Below are 20,103 nucleotides of genomic sequence, written 5' to 3'. Positions count from 1 at the left end.
TCCTCAGCCATCCCGACAACCCGCTCCAGAGCGGTTGCCACTCGATTCCGACCCCGCCTGAAGGCGACGCCTGCCTGTTTTGTACAGTGGTGTTATGGACGGCGGCAGACTGCCAGCCGTCACATCGACTCGTTGCTGCGACGCACTGCCTGCATAAATGCCTGAATCTTTGCCGGGTCCTTGATGCCCTTGCCCTGCTCCACCCCGCCGCTGACATCCACCGCATACGGGCGCACCCGGGCGATGGCTGCCGCCACGTTATCTGGCGTGAGACCACCGGCAAGAATGATCGGCTTGCTCAGCCCCTGAGGAACCAGGGACCAGTCGAACGCCTCGCCGGTTCCACCCGGCACGCCTTCGACATAGGTATCCAGCAGAATCCCGCTGGCCCGCGGATAGGCCAGGCAGGCCGCCGCGATGTCATCCCCGGCCTTGACCCGCAACGCCTTGATATAGGGCCGGTGATAGCCCTCGCAATCAGCCGCCGACTCATCGCCATGAAACTGCAGCAAGTCCAGCGGTACGGCGTCGAGAATCTCCCCCAGCTCGCAACGACTGGCATTGACGAAGAGGCCGACGCTGGTCACGAACGGCGGCAAGGCGGCGATGATTGCCCGCGCCTGCTGCACATTCACCGCCCGCGGGCTCTTGGCATAGAACACCAGGCCGATGGCATCGGCCCCCGCCGCCACTGCTGCCAGCGCATCTTCTATGCGGGTAATCCCGCAGATCTTGCTGCGAACAGCTGGCATGTCATGAACCTCGGGGGCAAATCCGGAAAGTCCCGGATGGTAGCAAATGCTTTTCCGGGCGTCAGCCGTCAAGTTCCGAGAATGCGCTGAGGAAATGTGGCCCGATGTATCGCTCGGGCAACTGGAACTCGTCCTTGTATTCGACCTGCACCAGGTACAGGCCAAAAGGATGGGCGGTGACGCCGCCAGTACGCCGGATCCGGCTTTCCAGCACTTCTCGCGCCCACTCCACCGGCCGCTCGCCGGCACCGATGGTCATCAGCACCCCGGCGATGTTGCGCACCATGTGATGCAGGAAGGCGCTGGCACGAATATCCAGGACGATCATCTTGCCGTGCCGGGTGACCCGAAGGTGATGGATCTCCTTGATCGGCGACTTGGCCTGGCACTGCCCGGCCCGGAACGCGCTGAAATCATGGGTGCCCACCAGGAACGCGGCAGCCTGGGCCATGCGCTCGATATCCAGCGGCCGGTGGTTCCAGGTGATTTCTTCGTTGAGATGGGCTGGACGGATCTGATCGTTGTAGATCACATAACGGTAACGCCGGGCGATCGCCTTGAACCGTGCGTGAAAATGCGCGGGCATCTCCTTGGCCCAGCTGACGCTGATGTCGTGGGGCAAATTGATATTGGCCCCCATCACCCAGGCCTTCATCGAACGCACGGCCTGAGTATCGAAATGCACCACCTGCCCGCAGGCATGCACCCCAGCATCGGTGCGTCCGGCACAGGACACCACCACCGGAGAATCCGCGACCCGGGACAGGGCCTTCTCCAGGGTTTCCTGGACACTAGGCACACCGGAGGCCTGACGCTGCCAGCCGCGGTAGCGCGAGCCCTTGTATTCCACACCCAGGGCGATTCGGGAAAAGCCTTCGGCTGCCATTTCGGCGGCCGGGTTATCTATATTTGCCAAGAACTTACAGCCTGCTGATATGCGCAAAGGCGCTCATTATAGGGCCGCAGACAATAGACGCCACGGGCTGTCGGGCTTTGTTTGCAGATTGATCAGCCATACAGCCGCCCACAGGGCGATTGCATCCGCCCCCGGGCAAACGCTATATAGTTTTTTATATATCGAAAACAACAAAGCCCCCCCCTGATCGAGAACCGATGAATGATCGCAACCAGCAAAGAAGCCGTAGGCCTGGCCTACAGCCTGGAGGGCATGCTCCATGCCAAGCGCATGACCTGGGAGGCCATCGGGCAGATCGCCCGGCAGGTCAATCCGGGCATGCAGGAATCCGCCGCCAGGGAAATGGGCCTGGAAGTCCTGCGGGAGATGGGTATGGAGCGAATCTGGCATCCGCTGCTGATCCGCTTTGGCGCCAATACCCTGAAAACCTTCAAGCAACGCTCCGATGGCGATCCGCTACTCCAGGAAAACGATCTGTTCTTCATCGACCTGGGCGTGGTCTGGGATCGCCATGAAGGTGATTGCGGGGCGACGTTCGTGGTCGGCGACGACGCTGAAATGCATGCCTGTGCCGCCGCGGCGAAAAGCCTGTTCGACCAGGTCCACGACCACTGGCAGAGCCACCAGATGGCTGGCCCTGAACTCTATCGCTATGCACAGGAACAGGCCCGAGCCATGGGCTGGGTACTCAATCTGGATATCAAGGGCCATCGGGTCAGCGACTTTCCCCACGCCATCTACCGCGCTGGGGACCTGGGAGATTTCGCCGCCTGCCCGCAAGTGGGTCTGTGGATCCTGGAAATCCAGATCGCCCACCCTACCCGGCCCTTCGGTGCCTTTTACGAAGACCTGCTGACCTGAGCCTCACCGCCACCGCAGCGCCACCAACAAAAACGGCAGCCTCATCGGCTGCCGTTCTGTTCAAGCATCAGGTTGCTTCAGGCCAGTCGCCCCAACATCTCCTGGGCTTCGCTCTTCTGCCCTTCGTTACCTTCGCTCAGCACCTCACCGAGGATGTCCCGCGCACCGTCGTTATCCCCCATATCGATATAGGCCTGGGCCAGATCGAGCTTGGTGGCCACCTCATCGCTGCCGGAGAGGAAGTCGAAGTCCGCCTCATCAGGCGCTGCAGCGGCATCCTCGGCAGTGAAGCTGGGGATCGCCGGCTCCGGCTGATCAAGGCTCTGGCTCAAACGATCCAGTTCGGCGTTGACATCATCCAGCTCGGAAGTGAAGGCGTCCTTGGAGTCCGCGCCAGCATCCAGCTCATCGGCCAGGGACAGATCGAAGTCCGCCGACAGGTCCAGGTCATCCAGGGCCGGGTCGGTGACGGTAGGCACGTCGCCTGCCGGCAGGTCCTTGAGGTCGTCGTCCAGGCTCAGCAAGAAATCTTCATCGCTCGGCTTCGCCGCCGGTAGATCAGCCCCCAGGTCCAGATCGAAATCACCCAGGTCGTCCAGGTTTTCCTCGGGAGCAAGCTGCTGCTCGAGCACCGAGCCAAAGCTCAGGTCGTCATCCAACGGGAAGTCTTCCAGCTCGGTTTCAGGTTCAGGGGTGAGCACTGCCGGCGAAGCCGCCTCCAGGTCATCCAGGCTCAGGTCAAAATCCGCATCCAGGCCTTCTACCGGAGCAGCCGGCTCAGGCGCTGGCGGTTCGTCCTGCAGCAGCTCCTTGACGTACTCGGCATCCAGTTCGGCTGCCACGGCCGCAGTGGCCAGGCCAGCTGCCGCCGCTACCGCGACCATTGCCGGGAAGCGACTTTTCAGTTGCTCGACCTGAGCGTGGTTATCGCCATTGGCCACCAACTGCCGTTCCTGGGCGACAAAGGCGCTGCGGTCACCCTGATGCGCGTAGACCTCCATCAGCTTCAGACGCAGATCACTGCGTTGCGGCTCCAACTTGACCGCTTCTTCGAGAATCGCCGCGGCCTGGTTCAGGCGGCCGGCATCGATGTGATTCTGAGCCTGGCCCAGCACATCGGTGGCCCGCTCGACCGGGGCTACCGGAGCGGGCGCCACCACCGGCGCTGGAGCTGGAGCTGGAGCTGGAGCTGGAGCTGGAGCTGGAGCTGGAGCTGGAGCGAGATTAACGCTTGGGGCTGGAACCTCAAGGCCTTCGAAGCTGCTTTCCGGCAGGTCCATTTCCTCGGTGAAATCGCTTTCCTCCGACAGTGCCCGCGCCATGCGCAAGTGCTTCTCCGCTTCCTGCTGAGCCTTGCGGCGACGAGCCAGCAACAGCAACAGCAGCAACAAGGCCAATACCGCACCGCCACCCACCAGCCCCAGCAGGATCGGGTTGGTCAGCAGATCGGAGTATTTATCTTCGTCGCTCTTGGCGGGAACGGCATCCTCAGCAGGCTTGGCAGCCGGCTCGCTGGCCGGGGCCGCTGGCGCCACCACTGGGGCTGGCGCTTCGGGCTTGGCCACCAACTCAGCTGGCATTGCCGGAGCTGGCTGGGCACTAGGTACCGCAGTACCTGCGCCCTCGGCCTGCATCTTGGCCAACTGGTTGTTCTTTAATTCGATCAGGCGCTGCAGCTTGTCCAGCTGGCTTTGCAGGTCCGCCATGCGCTCCTTGAGCTCGGCGTTGTCACGACGGGTTGCGTCGAGGCTTTCCTGAGTCACCGCCAGCTTGTTGTTCAGCGCCTTGGCATCGCCGGCTGCGCCCTTGCCCCGGGTCTTGCCGTTTTCAGCGGACACCAGGCTCAGGTTGTCCTTGGTGTTGACCTGCTTGGGCGCCTTGTCGGCACCGGCGCGACGAGTCGCGTCCACCTGCTGCTGGCCACGGGCACCGGCGCGGCGGCCCTGGCGCCAGGCAGCATTCTGCGCCGCCACTTCAGCAATTGCCTTGGGCTGCGGCAGCGCGGTGCTCTGCACCACATCGGGCAGGCGCAGCACCTTGCCGGTCTTCAGCCGATTGATGTTGCCATCGATAAAGGCATCCGGGTTCAGCGCCTGGATCGCCAGCATGGTCTGCTGGATAGAGGCACCGTTGCGGTTCTTGGCGGCGATTTCCCACAAGGTGTCACGGGCCGAGGTGGTGTACTGCTCCGGCTTGCCGGACTTGTTGGCGCGGGTGACCGGGGCACTCACCGCCGGGGCGCCTACTGGCGCGCTCTGGGCAGCGGCGGCGGCCTGCGGGGAGAATTTCGATGGGTCCAGCAGCACACTGTAGTCGCGCAGCAGGCGGCCGTTGGGCCACATCACCTGCACCAGGAACTTGACCATCGGCTCCGACAGCGGCTGGCTCGAGGTCACCCGCAGCACGCTCTTGCCGCCGGGATTGAGAATCGGGGTGAAACGCAGGTCGTTGAGAAAGGCCTGGCGATCAACGCCGGCCTTGGCGAACTCTTCTGCCGGCGCAAGGCTGGGCACTACCTCGGCGGCAGTGAGGTCCTTGACATCGAGCAATTCGATTTCTGCTACCAGAGGCTGGTTCAGACTCGACTTCAGGGTCAGCTCCCCAAGCCCAAGCGCCTGCGCCATACCGGAGGACAGCGCCGAGGCGGCCGCTATTGCTAACACCAGTTTGCGAACTTGAACCATAGCCTCATCCTTTGTTTGAACATTCCTCGGCCAGCGAGAAGGTTTTGTAGCGGCTGCCAACAGGCATTGCGCGGGACCATCAACGACCACGACGCGCGATTATTTCTTGCATGCCCCGGGAGCACCTGACGGCCACTCACCTCCAGCAACTTGCCAAGCATAGCGCCCGGCTAGATTCATTCTGCAAATTGTTGCCAAGTATCTTTTACAGCAGGTCTTTTATCAACAATTCAGCCAGCTGCACAGCGTTCAAGGCCGCACCTTTGCGTACGTTATCCGAGGTCAGCCACAGATTCAGTTCCGTCGGGTCGTCGACCCCGGAACGAACCCGCCCCACATAGACAACATCCTGGCCCACGGCGTCACCCACGGCAGTCGGATAGTCGCCCGCCTCCACCAGCTCCAGGCCGGGGGCCGCTTCCAGCGCCGCATTGACTGCCGCCAGGTCAACGGCGCTGCCTGACTGCAGAGTCACGCTATAGCTATCGCCAAAAAATACCGGCGCTTGAATGCAAGTGACAGAAATCTTTAATAAAGGCTGCCCCAGCACCTCGCGCAACTCCCGGACCAGGCGCTTTTCCAGCAGGGTATGGCCCTGGGCGTCTGGAGTGCCGACCTGGGCCAGCAGGTTGAAGGCCACTTGCCGATCGAAAAAGCGTGGCTCCATGGGGCGCACATTCAACAGTTCGGCCGTCTGCCGGGCCAGCTCGCTGACGGCCTCACGGCCCTGGCTGGAGATCGCCAGGCTGGCGGTCAGGTTGACCCGCTGGATGTCCAGCAAGCCTTGCAACGGCGCCAGCGCCACGGCCAGGGCGGTAGCCGAAGCGCTCGGGCTGCTCAGTTGCAATGGTTTTTTCAAGCCGGCCAGCACCTGGGCATTGGCTTCGGGAACGACATTGGGCGCCTGGGCCGAAGGCAAGGCACCGGAAAGATCGATCACCGCGCAGTTGGCCGCCGTGGCACGCGGGGCAAAACTCAGGGTCACCGCCGGGCCGGCCGCGAAGAACGCCAGCTGGACCTTGCTGAAATCGAACTCGTCGACTTCACGCACCCGCACGTTCTTGCCGCGGAACGGCACCGAATGACCGGCCGACTCGCTACTGGCCAGCAGGTGCAGGTTGGCAACGGGGAAGTCACGTTCTTCCAGAATCTGCACCAGGGTTTCGCCGACAGTACCGGTGGCACCGATCACGGCAATATCAAGGGAAGGAGTCATGGTGCTACCTCAGGCGAAACGGGGGGAGCGGCACTTTACCCGGCACGGGGTGGCGAGGCAATTCGCGGGGGGAGCTGTGGCTGGAACGAAGCACTCTTGGCGGGCAAGCCCACTCCTGCGGTGGGCATGAAAAAGCCCGCGCCTTGTGCAAGGGGCGGGCTATTTCAAGCGCTCAGAGAATCAACGCTCCAGCAGGATCCGCAGCATGCGGCGCAGCGGCTCGGCCGCCCCCCACAGCAACTGATCGCCGACAGTGAAGGCGCCCAGGAACTGCGAGCCCATGTTCAGCTTGCGCAGGCGGCCCACCGGAATGTTCAGGGTGCCGGTGACCTTGGTCGGGCTCAGCTCCTGCATGCTGATATCACGCTGGTTCGGCACCAACTTGACCCAAGGGTTGTGCTGGCTGATCAGCCCTTCGATATCGGCGATCGGCACATCCTTGTTGAGCTTGATGGTCAGCGCCTGGCTGTGGCAGCGCATGGCGCCGATGCGCACGCAGATGCCGTCCACCGGGATCGGGCTCTTGAAGCGACCGAGGATCTTGTTGGTCTCGGCCTGGGCCTTCCACTCTTCACGGCTCTGGCCGTTGGGCAGTTCCTTGTCGATCCATGGAATCAGGCTGCCGGCCAGCGGCACGCCGAAGTTCTCGGTCGGGTAGGCATCGCTGCGCATGGCCTCGGCCACCTTGCGATCGATGTCGAGGATGGCACTGGCCGGGTTGGCCAGTTCATCAGCGACGGCAGCGTGGGTGGCGCCCATCTGCTTGATCAGCTCGCGCATGTTCTGCGCGCCGGCGCCGGAGGCGGCCTGATAGGTCATGGCGCTCATCCACTCCACCAGGCCGGCTTCGAACAGGCCGCCCAGGCCCATCAGCATCAGGCTGACGGTGCAGTTGCCGCCGATGTAGTTCTTGGTGCCCGCATCCAGCTGCTGGTCAATGACCTTGCGGTTCACCGGATCGAGGATGATCACCGCGTCATCTTCCATGCGCAGGCTGGATGCGGCATCGATCCAGTAGCCCTGCCAACCCGCTTCGCGCAGCTTGGGGAAGACTTCGCTGGTGTAGTCGCCACCCTGGCAGGTCAGAATCACGTCGAGGGTTTTCAACTCTTCAATGTTGTAGGCGTCCTTCAGCGGAGCAATGTCCTTGCCCACCGACGGCCCCTGGCCACCGACATTGGAAGTGGTGAAAAACACCGGTTCAATAAGATCGAAGTCCTGCTCTTCAAGCATCCGCTGCATGAGCACGGAACCGACCATACCGCGCCAACCGATCAGACCTACACGTTTCATCGCAACTACACCTATACAAAAGTGGGCCACTGTCTGTGCAGTGGGCCCGAAAGATTACAGATTCCGCAGCGCGGCGACTACTGCATCGCCCATTTCCTGCGTACCGACTTTGGTGCAACCGGCCGACCAGATGTCGCCGGTGCGCAAACCCTGGTCCAGGACCCGGCTCACGGCCTGCTCGATGGCGTCCGCGGCCTCGGTCAGGTTAAAGCTGTAGCGCAACATCATCGACACCGAGAGGATGGTCGCCAGCGGGTTGGCAATGCCCTGCCCGGCGATGTCCGGCGCCGAACCGTGGCATGGCTCGTACATGCCCTTGTTGTTGGCGTCCAGGGACGCCGACGGCAGCATGCCGATGGAACCGGTGAGCATCGAGGCTTCGTCGGAAAGAATATCGCCGAACATGTTGTCGGTGACGATCACATCGAACTGCTTCGGCGCACGCACCAGTTGCATGGCGGCGTTGTCCACGTACATGTGGCTCAACTCGACATCCGGGTAGTCCTTGGCCACTTGCTCGACCACTTCACGCCACAGTTGGCTGGACGCCAGGACGTTGGCCTTGTCCACCGAGCACAGCTTCTTGCCGCGCACGCGGGCCATGTCGAAGCCGACCCGGGCAATACGGCGGATTTCACTCTCGCTGTACGGCAGGGTGTCGTAGGACTGGCGTTCGCCGTTTTCCAGTTCGCGGGTGCCCCGTGGCGCGCCGAAGTAGATGCCACCGGTCAGCTCCCGAACGATGAGGATGTCCAGGCCGGAGACGATTTCCGGTTTCAGGCTCGAAGCATCGGCCAATTGCGGGTAGAGGATCGCCGGGCGCAGGTTGCCGAACAGGCCCAGTTGCGCACGAATCTTCAGCAGGCCGCGCTCAGGGCGGATGTCACGCTCGATCTTGTCCCACTTCGGGCCGCCCACGGCGCCCAGCAGCACCGCATCGGCGGCCCGGGCACGATCCAGGGTCTCATCGGCCAGGGGCACACCGTGCTTGTCGATGGCCGCACCGCCGATCACGTCGTGGCTCAGCTCGAAGCCCAGGCTGTACTTGTCGTTGGCCAATTCCAGGACCTTGACCGCCTCGGCCATGATTTCCGGGCCAATACCGTCACCGGGGAGAATCAGAATCTGCTTGCTCATGCGTTCCTCGTTTGCTCTGTCGGCACGCCCGCAGGCGTGCCCGGAAAAAGTCTATCGCTCGGCCCACAGCACCAGTACATCTGTACTGAACGAACCGTCGGCCGCAATCTCAAAATATTCACGCACTTCGTTACCCATTGCCTGCTGCAACTGGCGGATCGCCACCCGCAACGGCTCGGGAGTGCGCATGCGCTCGACCCAGGAGCTGTACTCCAGGCGCAGGCGCTGGCGGCTGGTACTGCGGGTGTGCAGGCCGGCCTCGCTGACCTGGCGCAGCCATTCACCCGCCGAATAATCGCGCACATGGCTGGTATCGCGCAGCACTTCGACGCTTTGCAGGTAAGTGTCCAGCAGCGGACTGCCCGGCGACAAGACATCGATGAACGCCGCCACGCCGCCCGGCTTCAGGACCCGGCGCACTTCCCGCAGGGCCAGGCCCAGGTCGCTCCAATGGTGGGCCGAGTAACGGCTGAAGACGAAGTCGAACTCGCCATCGGCGAACGGCAGGCGCTCGGCGGCGCCCAGTACGGTGCGGATGTTACCCAGCCCGCGCTCCTGCGCCGCCCCTGCCACCACATCCAGCATCTGCTGGGAGAGGTCGTAGGCCACCACTTCCCTGACCTGCGGCGCGACATGAAAGCTGACGTGGCCGGCACCGCAGCCCAGGTCCAGGAGCCGGGCTGTGCCCTTGCCTGCCACCTCGGCCTGCAGCAAGGCGAATTCGGCACCCTGAGCGTGCACGGTGCTGCTCAGGTAGGCCGAAGCCTGCTCGCCAAATTGCTTCTGTACTACCTGGCTGTGGGCGTTGCTGGTCATGGGGCGATCCTTTTGGGCAAGGGAAACGGCGTTCGCTGGCAAGCCAGCTCCTACAACGCCATCCGTAGGGGTCGGCTTGCCGTCGATCAGGCAATCAGGCGTCGCGGAACAGCCAGGGCTGGCTGGCGCGATGCTTGGCCTCGAAGGCGGCGATGGCGTCGCCGTCCTGCAGGGTCAGGCCGATGTCGTCCAGACCGTTGAGCAGGCAATGCTTGCGGAAGGCATCGATCTCGAACTTCAGCACCTTGCCGTCGGGGCGGGTCACGGTCTGCGCTTGGAGGTCGATGCGCAACTGGTAGCCCGGAGTAGCCTCGACCTGCTGGAACAGCTCGTCGATTTCAGCGTCGCTCAGGATGATCGGCAACAAGCCGTTCTTGAAGCTGTTGTTGAAGAAGATGTCGGCGTAGCTGGGCGCGATGATGCTGCGAAAACCGTACTCTTCCAGGGCCCACGGCGCGTGCTCGCGGCTGGAGCCGCAACCGAAGTTCTCCCGGGCCAGCAACACGCTGGCACCCTGGTAACGCTCGGCGTTGAGCACGAAATCCTTGTTCAACGGGCGCTTGGAGTTGTCCTGGTAGGGCTGGCCCACGTCCAGGTAGCGCCATTCGTCGAACAGGTTGGGGCCAAAGCCAGTGCGCTTGATCGACTTGAGAAACTGCTTGGGAATGATCTGGTCGGTGTCGACGTTGGCACGATCCAGAGGCGCGACCAAACCATTGTGCTGAGTGAAAGCTTTCATGCTGCGCTCCTTAGATCAATTCACGGACGTCGACGAAACGACCGCTGACAGCGGCGGCGGCGGCCATGGCCGGGCTGACCAGGTGGGTACGCCCACCGGCACCCTGGCGCCCTTCGAAGTTGCGGTTCGAGGTCGAGGCGCAATGCTCGCCGGACTCCAGGCGGTCCGGGTTCATCGCCAGGCACATCGAGCAGCCCGGCTCACGCCATTCGAAACCGGCTTCGAGGAAGATCTTGTCCAGGCCTTCCGATTCGGCCTGCGCCTTGACCAGGCCCGAGCCCGGCACCACGATCGCCTGCTTGATGGTGGAAGCCACTTTGCGGCCCTTGGCGATGACCGCGGCGGCGCGCAAGTCTTCGATCCGCGAGTTGGTGCAGGAGCCGATGAAGACGCGGTCCAACTGAATGTCGGTGATCGCCTGGTTGGCGCTCAAGCCCATGTACTTCAAGGCGCGGACGATGGAATCGCGCTTGACCAGATCCATTTCCTTGGCCGGGTCCGGCACGTTCTGATCCACGGCCAAAACCATTTCCGGCGAAGTGCCCCAACTGACTTGCGGCTTGATCTGTGCGGCATCGAGCTCGACCACGGTATCGAACTTGGCGTCGGCATCGGACACCAGGTCCTTCCAGGCCTCGACGGCCAAGTCCCATTCGGCGCCCTTGGGGGCGAACGGACGTCCCTTGACGTATGCCACGGTCTTTTCGTCCGCCGCCACCAGGCCGACACGGGCACCGGCTTCGATGGACATGTTGCAGATGGTCATGCGGCCTTCGACGGACAGCTCGCGAATCGCGCTACCGGCGAACTCGATGGCATGGCCGTTACCGCCGGCGGTGCCGATCTTGCCGATCACGGCCAGGACGATGTCCTTGGCGGTCACGCCGAAAGGCAAGGTGCCTTCCACGCGCACCAGCATGTTCTTCATTTTCTTGGCCACCAGGCACTGGGTGGCAAGGACGTGCTCCACCTCGGAGGTGCCGATGCCATGGGCCAGGGCGCCGAAAGCACCGTGGGTCGAGGTGTGGGAGTCACCACAGACCACGGTCATGCCCGGCAAGGTGGCGCCCTGCTCCGGGCCGATCACGTGGACGATGCCCTGGCGCACGTCGTTCATCTTGAATTCGACAATGCCGTATTCATCGCAGTTGTCGTCGAGGGTCTGCACCTGGAGGCGGGAAACCTGGTCGGCGATCGCTTCGATCCCGCCCTTGCGCTCCGGCGTGGTCGGTACGTTGTGGTCCGGGGTGGCGATGTTGGCATCGATGCGCCATGGCTTGCGCCCGGCCAGACGCAGGCCTTCGAAGGCTTGCGGCGAGGTCACTTCGTGGATGATGTGACGATCGATATAGATCAGCGCCGAACCATCGTCGCGCTGCTTGACCAAATGCGAATCCCAGAGCTTGTCGTAGAGCGTCTTGCCGGCCATCGGACCATTCCTCATCAGCTTGTTTCTATGCCCCGGGCTCCGATCGTGCGCCGATCAATAACCCTTTGGCTTGTGAGGCCGATCCTATGGCGTTAGATTAAATAACTCAAATTCATATTTTTCATGCTTTGGATAACCAACTGGAATGCAACTATGGACCTGGCCAACCTCAACGCCTTTATAGCCATCGCCGAGACCGGCAGCTTTTCCGGCGCCGGCGAACGCCTGCACCTGACCCAGCCAGCCATCAGCAAACGCATCGCCGGCCTGGAGCAGCAACTCAACGTGCGGCTGTTCGACCGCCTGGGGCGGGAGATCGGCCTGACCGAGGCCGGGCGTGCCCTGCTGCCCCGGGCCTACCAGATCATCAATGTGCTGGATGACACCCGCCGCGCCCTGACCAACCTCACCGGCGAAGTCAGTGGCCGACTGACCCTGGCCACCAGCCATCACATTGGCCTGCACCGCCTGCCGCCATTGCTGCGGGCCTTCACCCGGCGCTACCCGCAAGTGGCCCTGGACATCCAGTTCCTCGACTCCGAAGTGGCCTACGAGGAAATCCTCCATGGCCGCGCCGAACTGGCAGTGATCACCCTGGCCCCCGAGCCCCACTCCCTGGTCAAGGCCACTGCGGTCTGGGACGACCCGCTGGACTTCGTCGCCGCGCCGGAACACCCGCTGGTCAGCAGCGGCCAGGTGAGCCTGGCGGATATTGCCCTGCATCCCGCGGTTTTCCCCGGCGGCAATACCTTTACCCACCATATTGTCCAACGCCTGTTTGAAGCCCAGGGACTGACGCCGAACATCGCCATGAGTACTAACTATCTGGAAACTATAAAGATGATGGTGTCCATCGGCCTGGCCTGGAGCGTGCTGCCACGTACCATGCTCGACGACCAGGTGGCGCGCATTCCTTTACCGGGCATACAGCTGCACCGCCAGCTAGGCTATATCCTGCATACCGAACGGACACTTTCGAACGCTGCGCGGGCTTTCATGGCCTTACTGGATGCACAAGTCGATTGGCCAGGGAACCCGGCATAACACTCCGGGTATCGCCCGTGCCACGCTGCAGCGCCATGAGTATCCCGCACCCGACGAATGACTCAGCTCAAGGCCTGACCTCCATGCCCAAACCCGCTGACCGTATTCCGCCCTTGCCGCGTATCCATGCTGTCGACCCCCGGGAGTCGGAGCAAAGCTGGGAAAGCGCACCGCAGTTGCTCGCCGCCCTCAATGGTGCGCGCCTGGGGGCCTGGTATTGGGATATTGAAAGCGGGCAGATCAGCTGGTCCCGGGGCACCCAGGCGCTGTTCGGCTTCGACCCGCGCCAGCCCTTGCCGGAAAACCTCGAATACCTCGACCTGCTGCCCATCGAGGACCGGGCCAGGACGATTCGCGCCTTTCATTCAGTGCTGGCCGGCGCGCCGCTGGAACACGCCATGCACCACCGCATCCGCTGGCCCGACGGCAGCCTGCACTGGCTGGAGATCAACGGCAGCGTATTACCGGACAAGCACGGCAAGCCGCGAATGATCGGGGTGATCCGCGAGATCACCCACCAGCGCCAACGCGAAGAAGCCCTCAGCAGTTCGGAAAAGCGCTTTGCCACGCTGTTTCACCTGTGCCCCAACACCGTGCTGCTGACCCGCCTGGAAGATGGCCTGATCAGCGAGGCCAACCAGTACTTCGAAAGCCAGTTCGGCTGGCCCGCCGAGCACGTGATCGGCCGTACCACCCTGGAGATCGGCCTGTGGGTCAACCCCGAACAGCGCGCCCAACTGATCAAGGCGGTCCAGAAGAAGGGCCAGGCCGCCAGCCTCGAAGTGCAATTTCGCGCCAGCAACGGGCAGATCCATGACGGCATCCTCAGTGCCCAGAAGGTTGAACTGGAGGGCAAGGCCTACCTGCTCAGCACTTTTCTCGACACCAGCGAGCGCAAACGATCCGAACAGGCGCTCAAGGACAGCCAGGAACGCCTGGACCTGGCCCTGGATTCGGCGCAACTGGGCACCTGGGACTGGCACATTCCCAGCGGCATGCTCTACGGCTCGGCCCGCGCCGCGCAATTGCACGGACTGGAACCCATCCCTTTCCATGAATCCTTCGACGCCTTCTTCGAAGGCGTACCCACCGAAGAGCGCAACTCCATGCGCGATGCCTACCGCAGCCTGCGCGAAGGGCCGGCGGGCAACTATCAACTGACCTACCGGGTGCAACTGGAGGACGGCAGCTCGCGCTACCTGGAAAGCCGCGCCCGCCTCTACCGCGACGAACAGGGCAGCCCGCTGCGCATGGCCGGCACTCTGCTGGACATCACCGAGCAGGTGGAACGGGAACAGCGCCTGATCACCTCCGAAGAGAAATTCGCCAGCCTGTTCCAGGTCAGCCCCGACCCAATCTGCGTGACCTTGCTGGAAACCGGTCAGTTCATCGAGATCAACTCCAGCTTCACCCAGACCTTCGGCTGGACCCTGGACGAAGTACTAAACCGCAGCGCCGAACAGATCGGCCTTTGGGAAGACGCCGCGCCGCGCCTGCGGCGCATCGAGCAGGTGATTCGCGAACAGGCGCTGAATAATGTGGCAGTGGTGGTCCACCACAAGAACGGCCAGCCGCTGACCTGCATCATTTCCAGCCGCCTGATCACCGTGGACAAGCAACCCTGCATCGTCACTAACCTGCGGGACATCACCCAGCAGCAGCGCTCGGAGGCGGCCCTCAAGGCCAGCGAAGAGAAGTTCGCCAAGGCCTTTCACTCCAGCCCTGATGCCATCAGCATCACCGAGCGCGACACAGGCCGCTACCTGGAAGTCAACGATGGTTTCTGCCGCCTGACCGGCCACCGCAACGACGAGGTGATCGGCCGCACCATGTACCAGATCGGCATCTGGGCCGAAGAAGCGCAACTCTCCACCTTGCTGGCGGAGCTCCAGATCAAGGGCCGGGTGCACCACCTGGAAATGCTCGGGCGCAACAAGCGCGGGGAAATCCTCACCCTGGAAGTCTCGGTGGAACCCATCACCCTCAACGAAACGCCCTGCCTGCTAATGACCGCCCGGGACGTCAGCCTGCTGAAGAACGCCCAGGCACAGATCCGCCACCTGGCTTACCACGACCCCCTGACCAACCTGCCCAACCGCGCCCTGCTGATGGACCGCCTGAGCCAGCAGATTGCCCTGCTCAAGCGTCATAACCTGCGCGGTGCCCTACTGTTTCTCGACCTCGATCACTTCAAGCACATCAACGACTCCCTGGGCCACCCGGTGGGCGACACCGTGTTGAAAATCATCACCGCCCGGCTCGAAGCCAGCGTGCGCATGGAAGACACCGTGGCACGCCTGGGCGGCGATGAGTTCGTGGTCCTGCTGAGCGGCCTTGAGGGCACGCGCAACGAAGTCAGCGAACAGGTCCGCCAGTTGGCCGACACCCTACGCGAACTGCTGTCCGAACCGATGTTCCTCGATGGCCAGCGCCTGCAGGTCACCCCGAGCATCGGTGTGGCACTGATTCCCGACCACGGCTCGACCCCCACCGACCTGCTCAAGCGCGCCGACATCGCCCTTTATCGGGCCAAGGATTCAGGGCGCAACACCACCCAGATGTTCCACAACACCATGCAAAAAGCCGCCAGCGAACGCCTGCGCATGGAAACCGACCTGCGCCTGGCCCTGTCCCGGGGCGAATTCAGCGTGCACTTCCAGCCCCAGGTGGACGCCCGCGACAACCGCATCGTCGGCGCCGAAGCCTTGGTGCGCTGGCAACACCCGGAGTTGGGCGCACAGTCGCCGACCGAGTTCATCAAGGTGCTGGAGGACAGCGGCCTGATCCTCGAAGTGGGCACCTGGATTCTCGACGAGGCCTGCCTGGCCTTCAGCCAGTTGATCGATCAGAAACTGGTGGATCCCCAGCACTTCAGCCTGTGCGTCAACATCAGCCCGCGGCAGTTCCGCCAGACCGACTTTGTCGAGCGGGTCGAACACAGCCTGCACGCCTACGCACTGCCCTCGAGCCTGCTGAAGCTGGAGATCACCGAAGGCATCGTGATCCAGAACCTGGAAGACACCATCAACAAGATGCGCCGGCTGAAGAAACTCGGAGTGAGCTTTGCCATGGACGACTTCGGCACCGGCTACTCGTCCCTGACCTACCTCAAGCGCTTGCCGGTGGACACCTTGAAGATCGACCAGTCCTTCGTCCGCGATGCGACCCACGACCCCAACGATGCGGAAATCATCCGGGCCATTGTCGCCATGGCCCGCAGCCTGAACCTCAAGGTCATCGCCGAAGGCGTGGAAACCCCGCAGCAGCTCGAGTTCCTCCAGGGCCTGGAGTGCCACCTGTACCAGGGTTTCCTCCATAGCAGGCCGTTGCCGCTGAGCGAATTCAAGAAGCTGCTGGAATGACAGGCACGAAAAAGGGCGCCACCAGGGCGCCCTTTTTTTGCAGCGGTCTTAGTGTTGCAGAGCCGCCTGCTGCGCACCGTTGATCGGGATGCGCTTGGCTTTGGCCTCTTCCGGCACAACCCGCAGCAGGTCGATATTCAACAGACCGTTGCTCAGGGCCGCGGCCTTGACCTCGATATGGTCGGCCAGGCGGAAGGACAGCTTGAATGCACGCTGGGCAATGCCCTGGTGCAGGTAAGTGACGCTTTCATTGGCATCGCGCTTGCCACCGCTCACGGTCAACACGCCTTTTTCCACTTGCAGTTCCAGGTCTTCTTCCTGGAAACCGGCGGCGGCAATGACAATGCGGTATTGATCGTCAGCGTGTTTCTCAACGTTGTAGGGTGGGTAGCTGCTGCCTGGTTCGTTGCGCAGTGCCGACTCGAACAGATCATTGAAACGGTCGAAGCCGACAGAGGAACGGAACAGTGGAGCCAAGGAAAATGCAGTACTCATGGGTGTTTCTCCTGATTATTCAGCGAGTGGTTATCTCCGCGACCCGAATTCGGCATCGCGTACCCAAGAGATAGGGATGGGCTCCAGCGTTTCAAGACATGTCTTAAAAATTTTTTACGCCGCCTCGCTCCGGGGCATGCCCAACAGGCGCCCGACCTGATCCAGCTCGGTTTCCCGGCGCAGGGCGGTGAACAGTTCGACCGCTTCCGGGTAGTTGCGGGTCAGCATCGCCAGCCATTGCTTCAGGCGCCCCGGCGCCGAACGCGGGGTCAGTTGCACCACTACCTGAGCCCAGAAATCCTGGAGCATCGGCTGCAGGTCGGCCCAGGACATTTCCACCACGTCTTCACCGGCCCGGGCTGCGGCGATCTGCCGGGCCAGATCGGGACGCGAAACCAGCCCGCGACCCAGCATGATGTCCTCGACGCCGCTGATTTCCCGGCAACGGCGCCAGTCCTCGACGCTCCAGATATCCCCGTTGGCGAACACCGGCACCTTGACCACTTCCTGCACCCGCGGGATCCACTCCCAATGGGCCGGCGGCTTGTAGCCGTCGACCTTGGTCCGCGCGTGCACCACGATATGTTCGGCGCCACCCTCGGCCAGCGCTGTGGCACAGACCAACGAGCCATCCGGGCTGTCGAAGCCCAGGCGCATTTTCGCCGTGACCGGAATGTGCGCCGGCACCGCACGCCGCACATGCTCGACGATCTGGTTCAGCAGCTCGGGCTCCTTGAGCAGCACCGCCCCGCCCCGGGACTTGTTGACGGTCTTGGCCGGGCAACCGAAGTTCAGGTCGATGACCTCACTGCCCAGCTCACAGGCCAGGGCCGCGTTCTCTGCCAGGCACACCGGGTCCGAACCCAGCAACTGCACTCGCAGCGGCACGCCGGCCGCGGTGTGTGCACCGTGCAGCAGTTCGGGGGCGAGCTTGTGGAAGTAGGCAGGCGTCAACAGGCGGTCATTGACGCGGATGAACTCGGTGACACACCAGTCGATCCCGCCAACACGAGTCAGTACATCCCGCAGGATGTTGTCGACCAACCCCTCCATGGGCGCCAGGGCAATTTGCATGAAACACACTCGACAAGAAAACGGGCAAAAAAACGTCCGCCAGTTTACTGGGTTTCGACCTTCAGCAGGAGTTTTACAGGGGCGAGCCAGCCGTTGCAGGAGCCTTCGCTGGCAAGCCGGCGCCTGCACGGGCACAGGGAGGTGTCAGGCGCCCTGCAGGGCCGGGCCGTAACCGTCCAGGAACTCGGCGGGCATGCGCTTGGGCTTGCCGGTGGACAGCTCGATGCAGACAAAGGTGGTCTGGGCCCGCAACAGGGTCGTACCGTCGCTCGGGCGCATCAGCTGGAAACGCCGGGTCATCTTCAGGCGCTGGTCCCAATCGACGATCCAGGTGGCCAGTTGCAGCTCATCGCCTTCATAGGCCGCCGCCAGGTAATCGATCTCGTGCCGCACCACGGCCATCGCCCGGTCCAGGCGCCGGTATTCGGCCAGGTCCAGCCCCAGGCGCTGCGAATGCCGCCAGGCGCAACGCTCCAGCCAGGTCACGTAGACCGCATTGTTGGCGTGCCCGAGGCCATCGATATCCTCGGCGGCCACCTGCAGATCGATGACGAATGGCGTTGCCAGATCCCAACTCATGCCCGACTCCCGGTCAGTTTTTTTGACCGGGGCAGTGTAACGGATGCTCAGGCCGATTGGCGCGCTTGCAGATGCCGGCCACTGACCAGCGCCACCACCGCATCCACCACTCGGGAGTCGGCCAATATCCGCTGGTGGCCACCTTCACTCAAGCGCAGGAGACGGCTGTCGAACCAGGCCTGGTGGATCAGTTCCGATTCCTTGACCGGAACGAAGAGGTCATCTTCGGCGTGAATGATCAGGCCGGGCATATCCAACTGATACTGGGCCACGTCCATGGCGGCGGCGCGCATTCCGACCTTCTTCTCCACCTGGCGGATAAAGGCGGAACGCGCCCTGGGCGGCAACCGCATGTAGCTGGCAAAACCGCGCAACACGGCCAGGATACGTGCCGGCGCGGCAATACTGACCAGGGTTTCGGTGCGCAGGCCCAATTGCACCGCGAGCATGGCGCTGGCACCGCCCATGGAGTGGCCGATCACCGCGCGCAGGGGCGGCAATTCGGCTGCTGCCTCCAGCATCGCCCGGGCAAACAGTGCCACGTTTGCCTCATCGCCCGGGGAACGACCATGGGCCGGGCCATCCAGCGCCACGGCGGTATAACCGGCGGCCACCAGGGCGTCGATCAGGCTGGCAAACTGCGTGGGCCGCCCTTCCCAGCCGTGCATCAGCAATACCGTCGGCCCCTGGCCCCAACGCAAGGCTGAAAGCCCGAAACGCAAGGTCAGGCGCTCGGCACGCGCCAGCAGGGGCAACTCCCACTTTCGTGGCGGCAGCTCGCGAGGGGTCATGAACAAATGACGCATCCGATTCGCCGCCCATTGCGGCGCCACCCACCCCAGAGTGCCATTGACGCCACGAATCCAGCTCAATCTGCTCATCACCTACCTCGCCGTTGCACTTCAGGTCATAGCACCGCCGACTTGGCGGCACGCAGCAAACGATCGGACAACTCGCCGGGCCCCAAGGCCCGCGCCAGGGACAGGCCGCCAACCATCAGCGCCATGTCGGCCAGGGCCTTGTCGGTATCTTCGGGGCTGGCAGCCAGTTGCGCGACCATCAGCTCCATGTGTTCGTTCAAGGCCTTGCGAAAGCTCTCGGGCAAGCGCCCCAGTTCGCCGACCGAGGCTGGAATCGGGCACGCCTGCTCGGTGGAGTCGCGGTGTTTGCGCGACAGATAGAACGCCGCTGCCAACGCCCGGCGCTCTTCGCCGCTGAGGCTTGCATCCATTTCATCGAGCAGGCCGCGTCGATGGGAAAGCAACTGAGTGAAAGCCTCCAGCATCAGCGCATCCTTGCTCTCAAAGTGCGCATAGAAGCCGCCTACAGTCAGGCCGGCAGCCCCCATCACCTCACCCACACTCGGTTCGGCCGGGCCGCGCTGGATCAGTGCAGAACTGGCGGCCTGGAGAATACGTTCGCGGGTTTGAGCTTTTTTGTCGTTCATCGTTACCTCCGAATATTACGGAAAAAATATTATTCTCATAATAATTTTCCGCAAGTCGCCAGTGTGACCGTCGGTCAGAAGCGCAGACTGAGGAAGAAAAAGAAATTGGCCGAAGGCCAGAAAAACAAAAGGGTCATTCAATGATTGAATGACCCTTAAAAATCCCGCAGAGCGGGTAAACGTGGCGTCCCCTAGGGGACTCGAACCCCTGTTACCGCCGTGAAAGGGCGGTGTCCTAGGCCACTAGACGAAGGGGACA

Annotated in this window: 17 protein-coding genes and 1 tRNA gene; 3 read left to right on the top strand and 15 right to left on the bottom strand. The window is 62.8% G+C overall.

All coding sequences use genetic code 11. The features are described from left to right. Positions 1 to 119: 119 nt before the first annotated feature. Together AC1RGE_RS31795 and truA are read right to left on the bottom strand one after the other, a co-directional pair. Complete coding sequence (locus AC1RGE_RS31795; protein ID WP_011060383.1) at positions 120 to 752, bottom strand: phosphoribosylanthranilate isomerase; 633 nt, start codon at positions 750 to 752, stop codon at positions 120 to 122. A gap of 61 nt (positions 753 to 813) precedes the next feature. Continuing rightward, positions 814 to 1,638: a tRNA pseudouridine(38-40) synthase TruA gene (truA, locus tag AC1RGE_RS31790; RefSeq protein WP_492585707.1), complete on the bottom strand. Its 825-nt coding sequence runs from the start codon at positions 1,636 to 1,638 to the stop codon at positions 814 to 816. Positions 1,639 to 1,869: 231 nt separating this feature from the next. Between truA and AC1RGE_RS31785 the strand changes: the two genes are divergently transcribed. Further along, positions 1,870 to 2,529: a M24 family metallopeptidase gene (locus AC1RGE_RS31785; protein WP_492585705.1), complete on the top strand. Its 660-nt coding sequence runs from the start codon at positions 1,870 to 1,872 to the stop codon at positions 2,527 to 2,529. A gap of 77 nt (positions 2,530 to 2,606) precedes the next feature. Here AC1RGE_RS31785 and AC1RGE_RS31780 read toward each other — a convergent pair whose 3' ends face one another. From AC1RGE_RS31780 to leuC, 7 genes are all read right to left on the bottom strand, one after another. Beyond that, positions 2,607 to 5,213 carry a FimV/HubP family polar landmark protein gene (locus AC1RGE_RS31780; RefSeq protein WP_492585703.1) on the bottom strand — a complete coding sequence of 869 codons (2,607 nt, stop codon included), beginning with the start codon at positions 5,211 to 5,213 and terminating at the stop codon, positions 2,607 to 2,609. A 205-nt stretch (positions 5,214 to 5,418) separates the two neighbouring features. After that, complete coding sequence (locus AC1RGE_RS31775; RefSeq protein ID WP_072451533.1) at positions 5,419 to 6,429, bottom strand: aspartate-semialdehyde dehydrogenase; 1,011 nt, start codon at positions 6,427 to 6,429, stop codon at positions 5,419 to 5,421. Positions 6,430 to 6,609: 180 nt separating this feature from the next. After that, positions 6,610 to 7,722, bottom strand: a complete 1,113-nt coding sequence (gene asd / locus AC1RGE_RS31770) for an aspartate-semialdehyde dehydrogenase (protein ID WP_011060379.1) — start codon at positions 7,720 to 7,722, stop codon at positions 6,610 to 6,612. 54 nt (positions 7,723 to 7,776) lie between these two features. Further along, positions 7,777 to 8,859 (bottom strand): 3-isopropylmalate dehydrogenase, encoded by a 1,083-nt coding sequence (gene leuB / locus AC1RGE_RS31765; protein ID WP_011060378.1) that lies wholly within the window; start codon positions 8,857 to 8,859, stop codon positions 7,777 to 7,779. A gap of 51 nt (positions 8,860 to 8,910) precedes the next feature. Then, entirely contained in the window at positions 8,911 to 9,675 is a 765-nt protein-coding gene (locus tag AC1RGE_RS31760) for a class I SAM-dependent methyltransferase (protein ID WP_015634897.1), read from the bottom strand. Between the two features lie 94 nt (positions 9,676 to 9,769). Continuing rightward, a complete protein-coding gene (leuD, locus tag AC1RGE_RS31755; protein ID WP_015634896.1) occupies positions 9,770 to 10,414 on the bottom strand; it encodes a 3-isopropylmalate dehydratase small subunit in 645 nt (214 codons plus the stop codon). Between the two features lie 10 nt (positions 10,415 to 10,424). After that, the gene (gene leuC, locus AC1RGE_RS31750) at positions 10,425 to 11,843 is read right to left on the bottom strand and encodes a 3-isopropylmalate dehydratase large subunit (protein ID WP_015634895.1); all 1,419 of its coding nucleotides are present in this window, start codon (positions 11,841 to 11,843) and stop codon (positions 10,425 to 10,427) included. A 153-nt stretch (positions 11,844 to 11,996) separates the two neighbouring features. On the opposite strand from leuC, the gene AC1RGE_RS31745 reads away from it, so the two are divergent. Together AC1RGE_RS31745 and AC1RGE_RS31740 are read left to right on the top strand one after the other, a co-directional pair. Beyond that, positions 11,997 to 12,887 carry a LysR family transcriptional regulator gene (locus tag AC1RGE_RS31745; protein WP_011060374.1) on the top strand — a complete coding sequence of 297 codons (891 nt, stop codon included), beginning with the start codon at positions 11,997 to 11,999 and terminating at the stop codon, positions 12,885 to 12,887. An 83-nt stretch (positions 12,888 to 12,970) separates the two neighbouring features. Further along, positions 12,971 to 16,249 carry an EAL domain-containing protein gene (locus AC1RGE_RS31740; RefSeq protein WP_072444846.1) on the top strand — a complete coding sequence of 1,093 codons (3,279 nt, stop codon included), beginning with the start codon at positions 12,971 to 12,973 and terminating at the stop codon, positions 16,247 to 16,249. Positions 16,250 to 16,297: 48 nt separating this feature from the next. On the opposite strand, the gene AC1RGE_RS31735 is transcribed toward AC1RGE_RS31740, so the two are convergent. The 6 genes from AC1RGE_RS31735 to AC1RGE_RS31710 form a co-directional block, all read right to left on the bottom strand. Further along, entirely contained in the window at positions 16,298 to 16,744 is a 447-nt protein-coding gene (locus AC1RGE_RS31735; RefSeq protein WP_011060372.1) for an Hsp20 family protein, read from the bottom strand. 114 nt (positions 16,745 to 16,858) lie between these two features. Continuing rightward, positions 16,859 to 17,818 carry a tRNA dihydrouridine synthase gene (locus AC1RGE_RS31730; RefSeq protein ID WP_015634892.1) on the bottom strand — a complete coding sequence of 320 codons (960 nt, stop codon included), beginning with the start codon at positions 17,816 to 17,818 and terminating at the stop codon, positions 16,859 to 16,861. 144 nt (positions 17,819 to 17,962) lie between these two features. Continuing rightward, positions 17,963 to 18,397: an acyl-CoA thioesterase gene (locus AC1RGE_RS31725; RefSeq protein WP_011060370.1), complete on the bottom strand. Its 435-nt coding sequence runs from the start codon at positions 18,395 to 18,397 to the stop codon at positions 17,963 to 17,965. Positions 18,398 to 18,444: 47 nt separating this feature from the next. Continuing rightward, positions 18,445 to 19,278 carry an alpha/beta fold hydrolase gene (locus AC1RGE_RS31720; RefSeq protein WP_011060369.1) on the bottom strand — a complete coding sequence of 278 codons (834 nt, stop codon included), beginning with the start codon at positions 19,276 to 19,278 and terminating at the stop codon, positions 18,445 to 18,447. Between the two features lie 26 nt (positions 19,279 to 19,304). Continuing rightward, complete coding sequence (locus tag AC1RGE_RS31715; protein WP_011060368.1) at positions 19,305 to 19,844, bottom strand: TetR/AcrR family transcriptional regulator; 540 nt, start codon at positions 19,842 to 19,844, stop codon at positions 19,305 to 19,307. A gap of 182 nt (positions 19,845 to 20,026) precedes the next feature. After that, positions 20,027 to 20,102 (bottom strand) — tRNA-Glu (locus tag AC1RGE_RS31710). Between the last annotated feature and the right edge of the window lies 1 nt (position 20,103).

Source organism: Pseudomonas sp. GW823-FHT02C05, assembly GCF_058797595.1.
Note: the sequence above shows the minus strand (reverse complement) of the source record. Positions and strands in the feature narration are given on the sequence as shown.

Excerpts from the sequence above, each read along its gene's own strand:
- AC1RGE_RS31795 (WP_011060383.1), bottom strand. The coding sequence starts at position 752 with ATGCCAGCTGTTCGCAGCAAGATCTGCGGGATTACCCGCATAGAAGAT.
- truA (WP_492585707.1), bottom strand. The coding sequence starts at position 1,638 with ATGGCAGCCGAAGGCTTTTCCCGAATCGCCCTGGGTGTGGAATACAAG.
- AC1RGE_RS31785 (WP_492585705.1), top strand. The coding sequence starts at position 1,870 with ATGATCGCAACCAGCAAAGAAGCCGTAGGCCTGGCCTACAGCCTGGAG.
- AC1RGE_RS31780 (WP_492585703.1), bottom strand. The coding sequence starts at position 5,213 with ATGGTTCAAGTTCGCAAACTGGTGTTAGCAATAGCGGCCGCCTCGGCG.
- AC1RGE_RS31775 (WP_072451533.1), bottom strand. The coding sequence starts at position 6,429 with ATGACTCCTTCCCTTGATATTGCCGTGATCGGTGCCACCGGTACTGTC.
- asd (WP_011060379.1), bottom strand. The coding sequence starts at position 7,722 with ATGAAACGTGTAGGTCTGATCGGTTGGCGCGGTATGGTCGGTTCCGTG.
- leuB (WP_011060378.1), bottom strand. The coding sequence starts at position 8,859 with ATGAGCAAGCAGATTCTGATTCTCCCCGGTGACGGTATTGGCCCGGAA.
- AC1RGE_RS31760 (WP_015634897.1), bottom strand. The coding sequence starts at position 9,675 with ATGACCAGCAACGCCCACAGCCAGGTAGTACAGAAGCAATTTGGCGAG.
- leuD (WP_015634896.1), bottom strand. The coding sequence starts at position 10,414 with ATGAAAGCTTTCACTCAGCACAATGGTTTGGTCGCGCCTCTGGATCGT.
- leuC (WP_015634895.1), bottom strand. The coding sequence starts at position 11,843 with ATGGCCGGCAAGACGCTCTACGACAAGCTCTGGGATTCGCATTTGGTC.
- AC1RGE_RS31745 (WP_011060374.1), top strand. The coding sequence starts at position 11,997 with ATGGACCTGGCCAACCTCAACGCCTTTATAGCCATCGCCGAGACCGGC.
- AC1RGE_RS31740 (WP_072444846.1), top strand. The coding sequence starts at position 12,971 with ATGCCCAAACCCGCTGACCGTATTCCGCCCTTGCCGCGTATCCATGCT.
- AC1RGE_RS31735 (WP_011060372.1), bottom strand. The coding sequence starts at position 16,744 with ATGAGTACTGCATTTTCCTTGGCTCCACTGTTCCGTTCCTCTGTCGGC.
- AC1RGE_RS31730 (WP_015634892.1), bottom strand. The coding sequence starts at position 17,818 with ATGCAAATTGCCCTGGCGCCCATGGAGGGGTTGGTCGACAACATCCTG.
- AC1RGE_RS31725 (WP_011060370.1), bottom strand. The coding sequence starts at position 18,397 with ATGAGTTGGGATCTGGCAACGCCATTCGTCATCGATCTGCAGGTGGCC.
- AC1RGE_RS31720 (WP_011060369.1), bottom strand. The coding sequence starts at position 19,278 with ATGAGCAGATTGAGCTGGATTCGTGGCGTCAATGGCACTCTGGGGTGG.
- AC1RGE_RS31715 (WP_011060368.1), bottom strand. The coding sequence starts at position 19,844 with ATGAACGACAAAAAAGCTCAAACCCGCGAACGTATTCTCCAGGCCGCC.